Origin of the sequence: Micromonospora sp. ATA51, from assembly GCF_016802855.1 — a bacterium.
In the GTDB taxonomy this organism is placed as follows: domain Bacteria; phylum Actinomycetota; class Actinomycetes; order Mycobacteriales; family Micromonosporaceae; genus Micromonospora; species Micromonospora sicca.
Genome location: NZ_JAEVHJ010000185.1, coordinates 1 through 13,194 on the forward strand (window position 1 = coordinate 1; position 13,194 = coordinate 13,194).

Annotated in this window: 11 protein-coding genes and 2 pseudogenes; 8 read left to right on the forward strand and 5 right to left on the reverse strand. The window is 74.2% G+C overall.

Annotated features, from left to right (window positions below):
• Positions 1–506, reverse strand: a pseudogene (locus tag JNW87_RS24475) (DUF4173 domain-containing protein); the annotation flags it as partial.
• 208 nt (positions 507–714) lie between these two features.
• Here JNW87_RS24475 and JNW87_RS24480 point away from each other — a divergent pair.
• Positions 715–1,731: a lytic polysaccharide monooxygenase gene (locus JNW87_RS24480; protein WP_238454459.1), complete on the forward strand. Its 1,017-nt coding sequence runs from the start codon at positions 715–717 to the stop codon at positions 1,729–1,731.
• Between the two features lie 6 nt (positions 1,732–1,737).
• On the opposite strand, the gene JNW87_RS24485 is transcribed toward JNW87_RS24480, so the two are convergent.
• A complete protein-coding gene (locus tag JNW87_RS24485; RefSeq protein WP_238454460.1) occupies positions 1,738–1,884 on the reverse strand; it encodes a hypothetical protein in 147 nt (48 codons plus the stop codon).
• Between the two features lie 137 nt (positions 1,885–2,021).
• On the reverse strand, positions 2,022–3,011 hold the full coding sequence (gene mgrA / locus JNW87_RS24490) for an L-glyceraldehyde 3-phosphate reductase (protein WP_238454461.1): 990 nt from the start codon (positions 3,009–3,011) through the stop codon (positions 2,022–2,024).
• A gap of 119 nt (positions 3,012–3,130) precedes the next feature.
• Here mgrA and JNW87_RS24495 point away from each other — a divergent pair, with 119 nt between their 5' ends.
• The 6 genes from JNW87_RS24495 to JNW87_RS24520 all read left to right on the forward strand — a co-directional run bounded on the left by JNW87_RS24495 (position 3,131) and on the right by JNW87_RS24520 (position 9,814).
• On the forward strand, positions 3,131–4,099 hold the full coding sequence (locus JNW87_RS24495; protein WP_238454462.1) for an aldo/keto reductase: 969 nt from the start codon (positions 3,131–3,133) through the stop codon (positions 4,097–4,099).
• Between the two features lie 5 nt (positions 4,100–4,104).
• Entirely contained in the window at positions 4,105–4,602 is a 498-nt protein-coding gene (locus JNW87_RS24500) for a hemerythrin domain-containing protein (protein WP_109799848.1), read from the forward strand.
• Between the two features lie 93 nt (positions 4,603–4,695).
• The gene (locus JNW87_RS24505; RefSeq protein ID WP_109799845.1) at positions 4,696–6,159 is read left to right on the forward strand and encodes a sigma 54-interacting transcriptional regulator; all 1,464 of its coding nucleotides are present in this window, start codon (positions 4,696–4,698) and stop codon (positions 6,157–6,159) included.
• 2 nt (positions 6,160–6,161) lie between these two features.
• Positions 6,162–8,114, forward strand: coding sequence for a VWA domain-containing protein (locus tag JNW87_RS24510; RefSeq protein WP_238454463.1), 1,953 nt, complete (start codon positions 6,162–6,164; stop codon positions 8,112–8,114).
• Positions 8,115–8,220: 106 nt separating this feature from the next.
• The gene (locus JNW87_RS24515; protein WP_238454465.1) at positions 8,221–8,712 is read left to right on the forward strand and encodes a hypothetical protein; all 492 of its coding nucleotides are present in this window, start codon (positions 8,221–8,223) and stop codon (positions 8,710–8,712) included.
• A 13-nt stretch (positions 8,713–8,725) separates the two neighbouring features.
• Positions 8,726–9,814 (forward strand): FUSC family protein, encoded by a 1,089-nt coding sequence (locus tag JNW87_RS24520; protein ID WP_238454464.1) that lies wholly within the window; start codon positions 8,726–8,728, stop codon positions 9,812–9,814.
• A gap of 119 nt (positions 9,815–9,933) precedes the next feature.
• Here the strand turns inward: JNW87_RS24520 and JNW87_RS24525 are convergent, their stop codons facing one another.
• Positions 9,934–11,313, reverse strand: coding sequence for a glycosyl hydrolase family 18 protein (locus JNW87_RS24525; RefSeq protein ID WP_109801041.1), 1,380 nt, complete (start codon positions 11,311–11,313; stop codon positions 9,934–9,936).
• Positions 11,314–11,517: 204 nt separating this feature from the next.
• The gene (locus JNW87_RS40265; RefSeq protein WP_305070464.1) at positions 11,518–12,489 is read right to left on the reverse strand and encodes a GlxA family transcriptional regulator; all 972 of its coding nucleotides are present in this window, start codon (positions 12,487–12,489) and stop codon (positions 11,518–11,520) included.
• Positions 12,490–12,559: 70 nt separating this feature from the next.
• Between JNW87_RS40265 and JNW87_RS24545 the strand changes: the two are divergent.
• Positions 12,560–13,194 (forward strand): annotated as a pseudogene (locus JNW87_RS24545) (MFS transporter); the annotation flags it as partial.

Genomic DNA, 13,194 nt, shown 5'->3' on the forward strand with positions numbered 1-13,194 from the left:
CGGACGCGTCGCGTCGGCGGCCGTCGCGCCGCAGCGGGCTGGGCCGCCCCGGCTGACGCGGGCACCGGCTGCGGCGTCCCGGACGGTGCCGGTGCGGTCGCGGGCGGGGCCGGCGTGGCGGAGGGCTCCTCCTCGGCCGTCGCCGCGTCGCCGGAGCCCGTCGCCGTCAGGGCGGCGGTCGGCTGTGCGGACGTACCGGTGGCGGACGTGGAGCCCTCGGCCGTGACCCACGGGACGACCGGGACCGGGGCGGCCGTCCCCTCGCCGGCGGGGGCCGGGACCAGCGGCAGGAAGACGGCGTAGCCGCGGGTGCCGGCCGGGACGGTGACCGGAATGGCCCAGGCGGGCTGGCCCTCCTGGCCGGGCCACACCAGCCCGGGCGGTGCCCCGTCGGTGGTGGGCATGACGAGCAGGTACGGCGTGGCGTCGGCGGGTGCGTCGCCACCCGTCGGCCCGGCCGCCGGGGCGGTCCGGGGGGAATCTGACGCCGGTGGCGGCTCGGACACGGGACGCTCCTTGATCACGGGGTGTCGTCACTGTAGGGCCAGACCCGTGCCGGCCGCCGCCCCGCGGGCGGCCGTCCGCACCGGATCGACCGTTCGGCCGACCCGCGTCGCCGCGCTGCGCGGGAAGTAGCGGAGCCGCGACCCGTCCGGGCAACCGTCGAACCTTTGCCGCGCCCCGCCCGTACCTCTGCCCGGGAGGTCGATCACAATGGCCGTACGCCGAATGCTCGCCGCCGTTTCCGCCGTCGCCGCGACCCTGCTGCTCACCGCCGCGCCCGCCGCCGCGCACGGCGCACCGACCAACCCGCTCAGCCGGGCGGCGGCCTGCGGCCCGGAGGGTGGCCGGGCGGCGACGCCGGCCTGCCGTGCGGCGATCGCGGCCGGTGCCGCCGTACGGGAGTGGGACAACATCCGGGTCGCCCGGATCGACGGCCGGGACCGGGAGCGGATCCCCGACGGTGAGCTGTGCAGCGGCGGGCTGTCGGCGTACCGGGGGCTGGACCTGGCCCGTACCGACTGGCCGGCGACGACGCTGACCTCCGGTGGCCGGTACACCTTCACGTACCGGACCACGATCCCGCACAAGGGCACGTTCCGGCTCTACGCGACCACCGCTTCCTACGACCCGAGCCGGCGGCTGACCTGGGCGGACCTCGAGACCCGGCCGTTCCTGACGGCCACCGACCCGCCGATCCGCGCCGGCGCGTACCAGATGTCGGGGCGGCTGCCCGCGGGCCGCAGCGGCCGGCACCTGATCTACATCATCTCGCAGAACTCCGACACCCAGGACACCTACTACTCCTGCTCCGACGTGGTGTTCCGGTCGTCCTCCGGCACCGCCTCCGGCGCCCGTGGCGGCCCGTCGGCCAGCCCGGCCGCCCCCACGAAGCGGGCTGCCCCGGGTTCCATCCCACCGGCCGTTCCACCGGCCGTTCCACCGGCCGTTCCACCGGCCGTTCCACCGGCCGTTCCACCGGCCGTTCCACCGGCCGTTCCACCGGCCGTTCCACCGGCCCGCGCGCCGGCGGCGGAGGCCGGGGTGCCGGTCGCCTCGGTGACCGACCTCGGCGGCGTCCGCTGGCCGCTGGTGGCCGGGTCCGCCGCGGTCGTCACCGTGCTGCTGGCGGCCACCGTCGGGATGCGGCTGCGCCGGGCCGGCAGCGTCCCGGTCGGCCGTCCCTGCGAGGTACGCAACCACCGCGCCGGCCGGCGCCGGATCTGGTGAGCCCGGTCAGTCCCCGGAGTAGCCGCAGAAGTGCAGCTCGGCCGGGTCGCCGGCGGTGTCGTACAGCACGACGCACCGGCTCATCCACCGTCCCCGGACGAGATCGTCGAGCGCGTCCAGGTGCTCCCGGGTGGGCCGGTCCGTGCCGGTCACAGCGCGGCACCGGGGTCGGGTTGCCAGGGGACCGGGTAGCTCCAGCAGGAGGCACCCATCGGGCCACCCTTTCTGGTCGGACCGCACCGCCGCGGCCGTCTGGCGACGGACATTAGCGGCGCGGTCGACAACGCGGGTCAGCCCAGGTGGCGGTCGATCTCGCTCAGCTCCTCGGTGGTGAAGTCGAGGTCGTCCAGCGCGGCCACGTTCGCCTCGAGCTGGGCCACGCTGCTCGCGCCGATGATCAGGCTGGTCATTCGCGGGTCGCGCAGCGCCCAGGCCAGCGCCAGCTGGGCCAGCGACTGGCCGCGCCGCTCGGCGATCGCGCCGAGCGCCCGGATGGTGGCCATCTTCTCCGCGCTGAGGTCGCTCTCGTTGAGGAAGACGCTGGTGCGTACCCGGGAGTCGGCGGGGATGCCGCCCAGGTAGCGGTCGGTGAGCAGCCCCTGCGCGAGCGGGCTGTACGCGATGCAGCCGGCGCCCACCTTCTCCAGCGTGTCGAGCAGCCCGTCGTCCTCGGTCCACCGGTTGAACATCGAGTACGACGGCTGGTTGATCAGCAGCGGCGTACCCAGGTCGCGCAGGATCGCCGCGGCCCGGGCGGTCTGCTCCGAGTTGTAGTTGGAGACGCCGACGTGGAGCGCCTTGCCGGAGCGGACGATGGCGTCCAGCGCGCCCATCGTCTCCTCCAGCGGGGTGTCCGGGTCGAACCGGTGGGAGTAGAAGATGTCGACGTAGTCCAGCCCCATCCGGCGCAGCGACTGGTCGAGCGAGGAGATCAGGTACTTGCGGGAGCCCCACTCGCCGTACGGGCCGGGCCACATCAGATAGCCGGCCTTGCTGGAGACGACCAGCTCGTCCCGGTACGGCTTGAGGTCGGTGGCGAGCATCCGGCCGAAGTTCTCCTCCGCCGAGCCGGGCGGCGGGCCGTAGTTGTTGGCCAGGTCGAAGTGGGTGATCCCCAGGTCGAAGGCGCGGCGGACGATGTCCCGCTGCCGTTCGAACGGGCGGTCGGGCCCGAAGTTGTGCCACAGCCCGAGCGAGATGGCGGGCAGCCGGAGCCCGCTGCGTCCGCTGCGCCGGTAGGTCATGGTGTCGTAGCGCTCATCGGCGGCAAGGTAGGTCACGCCAAGGACCCTAGCCCCGCCCCGACCGGGCTCCGCGCCCAGAGGTGGTGGCGGAAGTGCGCAGCGCCCGGGCGTCGGAACGGGCGTGCCGACCGGCCCCGCCAGGTAGCTTCGAGGCCATGCGCTTCGTCCCGCTCGACACCCCCAAGTCCATTTCCAAGATCGGTCTCGGCACCTGGCAGTTCGGGTCGAAGGAGTGGGGCTACGGGGCCGACTACGAGCGCCGGGCCGGGGACATCGTCCGGCGGGCGCTCGACCTGGGGGTCACCCTCTTCGACACCGCCGAGCTGTACGGCTTCGGCCGCAGCGAACGCATCCTCGGCGCGGCGCTCGGCGACGACCGGGCCAAGGTCGTGGTGGCCAGCAAGATCTTCCCGGTGCTGCCGATCGCCCCGGTGGTCCAGCAGCGCGCGGTGGCCTCCGCCGCCCGGCTCGGGGTCAGCAGCATCGACCTCTACCAGGTGCACCAGCCCAACCCGGTGGTCGCCGACACCACCACCATGCGCGGCATGCGCGCGCTCCAGGACGTCGGGCTGGTCGGCGAGGTCGGGGTGAGCAACTACAACCTGCGCCGCTGGCGGTTCGCCGAGGCCGCGCTGGGCCGCCGGGTGCTGAGCAACCAGGTCCGCTACAGCCTGGTCGACCGCGGTCCCGAGGAGGACCTGATCCCGTACGCGGAGCAGGCCGGCCGGATCGTCATCGCGTACAGCCCGCTGGCACAGGGCTTCCTCTCCGGGCGGTACGACGCGAGGAACCCGCCGGGCGGGGCGGTACGCCGGGCCAACCCGTACTTCCTGCCGGAGAACCTGGACCGCGGCACCGCGCTGATCGCCACGCTGCGCGAGGTCGCCGGCGCCCACGACGCCACCCCCAGCCAGATCGCCCTGGCCTACCTACTGCGCCACCCCAACGTGGTGGCCATCCCCGGCGCGTCCAGCGTGGAGCAGTTGGAACGCAACGCGGCCGCCGCCGAGATCGACCTGACCGACGACGAGTACGCCGCCCTGTCCACCGAGGCCCGCCAGTTCCGCCCGATCACCGGGCTCGCGGCGGTGCCGAAACTGGTCCGCGCCCGTACCGGAAGGTGACCACCATGGATGACATCACCGCCCTCATCCTCGACGACCACGCCGCCTTCCGGCGCGGCTTCGCCCGGCTCGACGACGCCCGCGACGACGCCGAGCTGCTGGCGATCTGGGAGGCGCTCGCGCTGCACCTGGACATCCACGCCGAGGCGGAGGAGACCATCCTCTACCCGCACCTGGTGCGCCGCGGCGACGACGGCGAGGAGGAGACCGAGGACGCGGTCGGCGACCACAACAAGATCCGCGACGCGATCGCCGAGTCCAAGCTGCACCCGGTCGGCTCGGACCAGTGGTGGGCGGCGGTGTGGCGGGCCCGCCGGGAGAACAGCGAGCACCTGGCCGAGGAGGAGGACGAGGCGCTGCCGGACTTCCGCCGGCACGTCGGCGTCGAACTGCGGGCCGAGCTGGGCTCCCGCTGGCTGAAGTTCTACGGCGAGCACAAGAACGGCCGTAACCTCCGCTTCGCCGACAAGGACCCGCGGAAGTACGTCGACGAGCACCGCTGACCGCTGGTCCCGCGGGCGCCGGTGTCCGCCCGGCCGTACCGACTTCGGGCGATCAGGTCCGAACCGGGCGGTCCGGTGCCGGGGCGCGCTAGCGTGGGTCGGGTGACTGCGCCAAACCAGGTTCCCCCGGTCCCGCCCGCCGACCTGCCCGGCACGCTCGGCGAGCTGCGGACGTCCGGCCACCACTACCGCACGGTCAAGGCTGAGATCCGCGACAACCTCCTCGCCCGGATGCGCTCCGGCGAGGACCGCTTCCCCGGCATCGTCGGGTACGAGGACACCGTGCTGCCCGAGGTCGAGCGGGCCCTGCTCGCCGGCCACGACATGGTGCTGCTCGGCGAACGCGGCCAGGGCAAGACCCGGCTGATCCGCTCGCTCGGCGCGCTGCTCGACGAGTGGACCCCGGTCATCGGAGGCTCGGTGCTCAACGAGCACCCGCTGCACCCGCTCACCCCGGCCTCCCGCGCGCTGGTCGCCGAGGCCGGCGACGACCTGCCGATCGGCTGGCTGCACCGCTCGATGCGGTACGGCGAGAAGCTGGCCACCCCGGACACCAGCGTCGGCGACCTGATCGGCGACGTCGACCCGATCCGGATCGCCCAGGGGCGTAGCCTCGGCGACCCGGAGACGATCCACTTCGGGCTGGTGCCGCGTACCAACCGCGGCATCTTCGCCGTCAACGAGCTGCCCGACCTGGCCGAACGCATCCAGGTGGCACTGCTCAACGTGCTGGAGGAGCGGGACATCCAGGTCCGCGGCTACCAGCTCCGGCTGCCGCTGGACCTGCTCCTGGTGGCCAGCGCCAACCCGGAGGACTACACCAACCGGGGTCGGATCATCACCCCGCTCAAGGACCGGTTCGGCGCGGAGATCCGCACCCACTACCCGGTCGACCTGGAGCTGGAGCTGGCCCTGATCCGGCAGGAGGCCGACCTGGTCGCCGAGGTGCCGGAGCACGTGCTGGAGGTGCTGGCCCGGTTCGCCCGCGCGGTCCGCGAGTCACCGTCGGTGGATCCGCGCTCCGGCGTCTCCGCCCGGTTCCCCATCGCCGCCGCCGAGACGGTCGCGGCCGCGGCGCTGCGCCGGGCCGGCCTGCTCGCCGCCGCTCCCGCACCCGAGGGGGTACGCCCCGAGGCGCCCGTCGCCCGGGTCGGCGACGCCGTCTCCGTCACCTCCACCCTGCGCGGCAAGGTCGAGTTCGAGAGCGGCGAGGAGGGGCGGGAGATCGAGGTGCTGGCCCACCTGCTGCGGACCGCCACCGCCGAGACGTTCCGGGCCCGGCTGGCCGGGCTGGACCTGTCCGGGTTCACCGGGCTGGTCGCCGAGGGCGCGGTGATCGAGACCGGGGAACTGGTCTCCTCGGCCGAGCTGTTGCGCCAGGTCGGCCCGGTGGACGGGCTGGCCAAGGTGCTCGACCGGCTCGGGCTGGGCGACGCGCCCACCCCCGAGGAGGCCGCCGCCGGCGTCGAGTTCGTCCTGGAGGGGCTGCACCTGACCCGCCGGCTCGGCAAGGACGTCACCGAGTCCGGGCGCACCGTCTACGGCGGCCGGGGCTGACCATGGCCGGCAACCGGTTCCGGTACGGCCAGTGGCGTGGCGGGCCCGACCCGCTCGCCCCGCCGTACGACGTGCGCGCCGCCGTGGACGCGGTCGGCGCGGAGGTGCTGAACGGCGGCAGCCTCCGGGAGGCGCTGCGCGACCTGCTGCGCCGCGGCCCGCGGGGGCGGGGTGGCCTGGACGAGCTGGCCGCTCGGGCCCGGCGGCTGCGCCGGGACGCGCTGCGCCGGGGCGACCTGGACGGCGCGGTGACCCGGGCTCAGGCCCTGCTCGACCAGGCCCTCGCCGCCGAGCGGGACGAGCTGCGCGGTCGCGACGGCGACGACGTCCGCTTCGCCGAGGCGGTGCTGGACAACCTGCCCCGCTCCACCGCCCGGGCGGTCGAGGAGCTGTCCGGCTACCAGTGGGCCAGCGACGAGGCCCGGCAGACGTACCAGCGGATCCTCGACGGGCTCCGCGGCGAGGTGCTGGAGCAGCGCTTCGCCGGGCTGCGGGACGCGGCACGAGCCGCCGGCGACCCGGCTGTCCAGCGGCAGCTCGCCGAGATGATGCGGGACCTCAACGACCTGCTGGGCCGGCACGCCCGCGCCGAGGACACCACCGACGCGTTCGCCGAGTTCATGCGCCGGCACGGCGAGTTCTTCCCGGAACAGCCGAAGGACGTCGACGAACTGGTCGACGTGCTGGCCCGCCGGGCGGCGGCCGGGGAGCGGCTGATGCGGTCGCTGTCCGACCGGCAGCGGGAGGAGCTGGCCGGGCTGATGCGCCAGTCGCTCGGCGAGCAGTTGGCCGGCGAGCTGTCCGCGCTCGACGCCCACCTGCGGGCGCTGCGCCCCGACCTGAACTGGCAGCGCGGGGAGCGGGTCCGCGGCGACCAACCGCTCGGCTACGGCGAGGCGACCGGGGCGCTCGGCGAGATCGCCGAGCTGGACGAGCTGCTGGATCAGCTCGACCAGGAGCACACCGGCGCCACCCTCGACGACGTGGACGTCGACGCGGTGGCCCGGACGCTGGGCCGGGACGCCGCAGACGACGTACGTCGGCTGCGGGAGCTGGAGCGGGAGCTGCGCCGGCAGGGCTGGGTGAGCCGGGACGCGGACGGGTTGACCCTGAGCCCGAAGGCGCTGCGCCGGCTCGCCGGCACCGCGCTGCGCCGAGTCTTCGCCGACCTGACCGCCGGGCCGCGCGGCCAGCACGACCTCCGCTCGGCGGGCGCCGCGGGCGAGGTCAGCGGGGCGTCCCGGCAGTGGGAGTACGGCGACGAGCAACCCCTCGACGTGGTGCGCACCCTCACCCGCGCGGTACGCCGGGCCGGCCCCACGGTCCCGGTGCAGCTCGCGGTCGAGGACTTCGAGGTGGTGGAGACCGAGCGGCGGGCGTCGGCGGCGGTGGCGCTGTGCGTGGACCTGTCGTACTCGATGATCTCGCAGGGGCGCTGGGGGCCGATGAAGCAGACCGCCCTCGCCCTGTCGCACCTGGTGGCGACCCGGTTCCCGCAGGACGCGTTGCAGATCGTCGGCTTCGGCCGGGAGGCGCTGCCGCTGACCCAGCAGGAACTGGCGGCGGTGGAACCGGACATGGAGCAGGGCACCAACCTCCAGCACGCGCTCCGGCTGGCCGGCCGGCACCTGCGCCGGCACCCGGGCGCGGAGCCGGTGGTGCTCGTGGTCACCGACGGCGAACCCACCGCCCACCTCGATCCGGAGGACGGGGAGGCCTACTTCCACTGGCCGCCGCTGCCGGAGACGATCGAGGCGACCATCCGCGAGGTGGACAAGCTCACCCGCTACGGCGCCACGCTGAATCTGTTCATGCTCGGCGACGACCCGGGACTGCGCCGCTTCGTCGACGCGGTGGCCCGCCGCTCGAAGGGCCGCATGTTCACTCCCGACCTCGACGACCTCGGCGAGTACGTGGTCAGCGACTACCTCCGCGCCCGGCGCGGCCGGCGCTGACCCGCCCGTCGCCGGCGGATCACGGTCGTGGGCGAATCCCCTCATCCGGGTGAAGCGGGCGCGATAACTCCCTGACCGACGGGTGGGGGCGGGGTTGACTGCGGAGGTGGAGAGCGCGGAGCTGCGGCGGGCGTACGAGGCGGTGCTCGCGGAGGTGGATGCGGGCGGGTTCGGGGCGCCGGCCGAGGGGGAGCTGAGCGCGGAGCAGATCGTGGCGCACCTGGCCGCCAACGACGAGCTGCTGAGCGAGGCGACCGAGGCGGTGCTGGCCGGGTCGCCGTTCGCGTACTACGACCTGGAGACCATCCATCGGCCGCAGCTCGACGCCCTGGTCTCCGAGTGCGGCGGCCTGGACGGGCTGGGCACCCTGCTCCGGGCCACCAGCCAGAAGCTCTGTACCCTCGCCGACCGACTCGGCCCCGCCGCGGACACCCCCGTCGACACCGTGCTGCGCGAGGGCGTCGATCTGAACGTCGACGAGTCCCTGCCCTGGGGCCGCACCCTCGACCTGCACACCCGCGTCCACCTGCCGATGCACCTGACCCAGCTCCGGGTGCTGCGCAACGGTGCGAGCCGCGCACCCGTGGCCGGGTCGTGAGCCGCCCGGCCTGGTGAGGCCCTCCCGCTGGTGGCCGGCCCGCCGATCGGCGTTCGACACGGCCGGGCCGGGCCTGCTGCGGCACCGGATCTGGATGGCGGCGCCGCTGATCCTCCAGTGCTCGCTGATGGCCGGCGTCGCGTGGTGGATCTCCCAGTCGTTCTTCGGCCACGGAACCCCGATCTTCGCCGCCACCGCGGCGCTGATCTGCCTGACCTCCAGCATGGGCGGCCGGGGGCGGCAGGCCGTCGACCTGTTCGTCGGGGTGGCGGCCGGGGTCGTGGTCGGGCAGGGGCTGCGCGCGCTGCACACCGGCAACGCGTTCTGGTTGATCGTGCCGGCGATCGCGCTGGCCATGGCGATGGCCGCGCTCGTCAACCCCCGGCCGTTGACCTACATCCAGGCCGGCGCCGCCGTGCTGATCGTGGTGGCGGTGGGGGCGTCGAGCTCCCCGGTGGAATACCTGGTGGACGCCGCCGTCGGGGGTCTGGTCGGGCTCCTCGGCAGCCAGGTGCTGTTCACTCCGGACCCGGTCAAGCTGGTCGAGGAGCCAGTCCGGAAGATCCTGCGGGACACGGCGGACGCCCTGCGTACCGCGGGCGAGGCGCTGCGTCGGGGCTCGGCGGCGCAGGCGGGGGTCGCGTGCGAACGGGCCCGGGACGCGCACGCCCGGCTCGGGGAGCTGTCCGGGGCCCGTGCCGCCGCCCAGCGGGTCACCGGCCGCACCGTACGGGGCCGGCGGCGGTTGGGCCGCCTCCGGCGGGCGGACCGTCCGCTCGACGACGTCGACGTGCTGATTGCCGCCGTCCTGCTGCTCTGCGACGACGTGGAGATCCGACTCGCGCTGGCCGCGTCGCCTGCGTCCGATCAGCTGCCGGCCCGGCTGACCGACCTGGCCGACGGGGTGGCCGAGCTGGCCGCCCGGCCGGTGCCGGTCACGGCCGCCGCTCCCGACCGGCGTCGGAGAGCCGCCGACCGCACCCAACCCGCGCGCCCCTCATCCCCGTGCGCCGAGGCGGTCGCGGCGACCGACGTCTACCTGCACGATGCCCGCGCCGCGCTGCGGCGTCTCGGCCCCCCAGCGGCCGACCCCACCCCCTGACTCCGTTGGCCCGGCACGATCGGCGGGGCTCGACCTTGGCCTGCTCGGGGGTGGGCTCAGCGCCGCGGCCCAGGGCCCCCTGTTTGGGCGGAGGCGACAACAGGGGGCCCGGGTGTCGGTCAGGCGGGCAGGTGCCAGACCTGGTTGGCGCCGCCGAAGCAGTCCCAGATCTGCAGTCGGGTGCCGTCCGCGGAGCTGTTGTCGGTGGCGTCCAGGCACTTGTTCGCCTGCGGGTTGCGCAGCGTGCCGTTGGACTGGGCCTGCCAGACCTGCGCGCCGGTGCCGTTGCAGTCCCAGAGCTGGACCTTCGCGCCGTTGGCGGTGGAGCCGCTGGTCACGTCGGCACACTTGCCGAGCGCGCGCAGGGTCCCGTCGCTCGCCACGGTCCAGCTCTGCGCGGCGGTGCCGTTGCAGGTGTAGAGCTGGATGGCGGTGCCGTTGGCGGTGCCGGCGGCGGCGACGTCGACGCACTTGCCGCCGATGCCGGTGATCGGGCCGGTGCGGCCGCTCGGCGGCGGGGTGGTGCCGCCCATCACGGTGGTGTAGATCGCGCTGACCAGCGAGGTCGCGCCGGTGGTGTCCTGGGAGAGTTCCCAGTTCATCATCCCGCCGGCGTTGGCCAGTGCCCACTGGGTCTTGCGCTTGATGGTCGGGATGCCGTTGTAGCACTGCTGCGTCCCGCCGACCGTGGTGCAGTCCCGGTTGGCGTTGGCCGGGTCCATCCCGACCAGCGCGGAGTAGGTGTAGTAGCCGGGCCGGCTGTAGAAGGGCACCCCGAGCACCGCCTTGCCGGCGGGCAGGCCGCGCGACTTCCATCCGTTGACGCTGGCGATCGACCAGTCGTAGTTGGCGTGTGGGCTGCCGCCGTCGTACGCCATGATGTTCAGCCAGTCGACGTAGCCGAACACGGCGGTCGGCACGCCCTGCACGTAGTAGCCCTCGGAGACGACGGCGGCGGTGAGCAGCTTGCCCCGGCTGTGCAGGGCGCTGCTCAGTTGCTGCATCAGCAGGCTGTAGTTGGTGGCCGAGGCGCCCGGGTCGGGGTACTCCCAGTCGATGTCGACGCCGTCGAGGTTGTACTGGTTGACGAAGTTGACCACGTTGGTGACGAAGGCGCCGCGGCTGCCGGAGTTGGCGGCGAGCGCTTCGAACGCGGAGTCGTTGCCGTCGTTCCAGCCGCCGATCGCGATGGAGATCTTGACGTTGTTGGCGTGCCCGAGCGAGACCAGCGAGGAGAGCTTGCCGGGGTTCTCCACGGGGCGCAGGCTGCCGTCGTTGTTGGGCAGCGCGAACGCGTAGTTGATGTGGGTGAGCTTGCCGTACTGGACGGTGTTGACGTCGCCGCTCCAGGACGGCAGGTAGCCGACGCTCTTGAAGTTGTTCGGCAGTACGGCGGCCTCGGCGGCGGCCGGGGTCAGGGCGAGGGTGGCGCCGGCGGTGGCCAGCGCGAGCAGGCCGGCGGCGAGCGGCGAGCGGCGGCGGGGACGTGGTGAGGACATCGAGGGCCTTCCCGTGGACGGGTCGCGGCACCGTGCCGCCCGGCGGCGGTCGGATGGGCCGGCCGCGCCGGGCGTACGGGGTGGGGACGGTTCCTCGAGGAAGCCAAATCTTAAAGAGTGTTAACTGTCACCGTCAATGACGGTTCTCGATGAAAGGGGGAGAGCCGCCGGCCCGAAAGCCGGGTGAGCGGGCGCAGGGGTGGGTCAGAAGGTGTGACGGAAGGTGCGGCGGTAGGTGGCGGGGGCGACGCCGAGGCGATGGTGGAAGTGCTGGCGCAGCGCGGCGGTGGTGCCGAAGCCGGCGTGGCGGGCCACCTGATCGACGGTCAGGTCGGTGGTCTCCAACAGCAGCCGGGCGTGCTCGGTGCGCTGCTGGAGCAGCCACTGCGCCGGGCTCAGCCCGGTCTCGGAGCGGAAGTGCCGGGTGAAGGTCCGTACGCTCATCCGGGCGTGCGCGGCCAGGTCGCGCAGCGCGACCGGCTCGTGCAGCCGTTGCCGGGCCCACTCCCGGGTCGCCGCGGTGCCGGTCTCCGCCGTCCGGGGGACCGGCCGCTCGATGTACTGGGCCTGGCCGCCGTCCCGCCACGGCGGCACCACGCAACGCCGCGCCGCCCGGTTGGCCACCTCGCTGCCGTGGTCGGTGCGGATGACGTGCAGGCAGAGGTCGATGCCGGCGGCCACCCCGGCCGAGGTGAGCACCCCGTCGTCGATGAAGAGCACCTCCGGGTCCAGGTCGACGTCGGGGTGCAGCCGGCGGAACAGGCTGGCGTACGCCCAGTGGGTGGTGGCCCGGCGGCCGTGGAGGAGCCCGGCGGCGGCCAGCACGAACGCTCCGGTGCAGATCGACATGATCCGGGCGCCCCGGTCATGGGCCGCCCGGAGCGCCGCCGCGACGTCCGGGTCGAGCGTGCCGTCGGTCAGCGCCGACCCGCCGTGGATGCCGGCGACGATCACCGTGTCGGCGGCCTCGATCAGCTCCAGGTCGTGGTCGGGATGCACCTGGAAGCCGGCGGTGCTGCGGACCGGCCGGCCACCCGGAGTGCAGACGCCGACGGTGTAGAGCTGCTCGAAGTCGGCGGTGCGGGCGGTGCCGAAGACCTGGGCGGGGGTGCCGAGGTCCAGACCGACCACCTGGTCGAGGGCGAGCACCGCGATCCGGTGCGGGACGAGGGACATGGCCCGATTATTGCGCACGATGGCTTTCCGGCCACTCGTCGTTCCGGCCGAGGCTGCCGAGACTCGTACCGTGACCCGATACCGCCGTCTCCACCCGGCCTGGTCCGTCGCCGCCGTCGCCTTCGTGGCGCTGGTCGGCGCGGCCGGCTTCCGCGCCACGCCCGGGGTGCTGCTGCACCCGCTGCACGCGGAGTTCCGCTGGCCGCTGGCGACCATCTCCGCCGCCGTCTCGGTCAACCTCATGCTGTACGGGCTGACCGCACCCTTCGCCGCCGCGCTGATGGACCGCTTCGGCATCCGCCGGGTGGTGGCCGGCGCGCTGGTGCTGGTGGCGCTCGGCAGCGGGTTGACGTCTTCATGACCGCGAGCTGGCAGCTGATCCTCTGCTGGGGCGTCCTGGTCGGGCTGGGCACCGGGTCGATGGCGCTGGCCTTCGTGGCGACCGTCACCGGGCGCTGGTTCGTCCGGCGGCGGGGGCTGGTGACCGGGGTGCTGACCGCGGGCGGGGCCGCCGGGCAGCTGGTCTTCCTGCCGCTGGTGGCGGTGCTGGTCCGCGACCACGGCTGGCGGGTGGCGGCGCTCGTCGTCGCCGGGGCCGCGCTGACGGTCGTACCGCTGGTGGTCTGGCTGCTGCGCGAGCACCCGGCGGATCTCGGCTGCCGGCCTACGGCGCGACCGAGGTGGCGCCCCCGGCGCGCCGGCGGC